Source organism: Flavobacterium sp. CF136 (genome assembly GCF_000282055.1).
In the GTDB taxonomy this organism is placed as follows: Bacteria; Bacteroidota; Bacteroidia; order Flavobacteriales; family Flavobacteriaceae; genus Flavobacterium.
In genome coordinates, this window is sequence record NZ_AKJZ01000100.1 from 1 (window position 1) to 508 (window position 508).

Annotated in this window: 1 pseudogene; it reads right to left on the reverse strand. The window is 40.7% G+C overall.

From position 1 onward, the window contains the following. A pseudogene (locus PMI10_RS19635) lies at positions 1–508 on the reverse strand (calcium-binding protein); the annotation flags it as partial.

Genomic DNA, 508 nt, shown 5'->3' on the forward strand with positions numbered 1-508 from the left:
CCCAAGGGAACAACATCTGTATCCACAAATGGCAATGCACGTCCCTGAATGGTCAGATTATCTGTTCCATTAATACTGTATAGGTCTAAATAACTGTTTCCGTCAAAGGTCAGTCCGTCAAAATCATCATCATAGCTGTTTGTTGCGCCTTCTGCATAACCAATCAGGGTTTGTTTAAATGCACCTCCGGTATTGGTCATGTTCAGCCAAAGACGGTGTTTTTCTAATCCTGTAGTTTTAGCTGTTTTTCCGGGTTTAAAAAACTGGGCATTATTTCCATTGTCTCCTGCTGCACGCATCGAATTATTAAACTCAACTGTTCCATTGGCCTTAGCACTTGCAAAAAAGGATTGTCCCGCAGCTATATAACCTAATGGTTCTGATCCTCCGGATGTTGCTGTTACACCACCCAGTGCGTTATAGGATGCATAATCGTCCGAGGTATATTTTAAGCTGGTAATAGCCGTATTATGTGTCCATAAATAAATAGTTCCGTTTAAAACAGTAT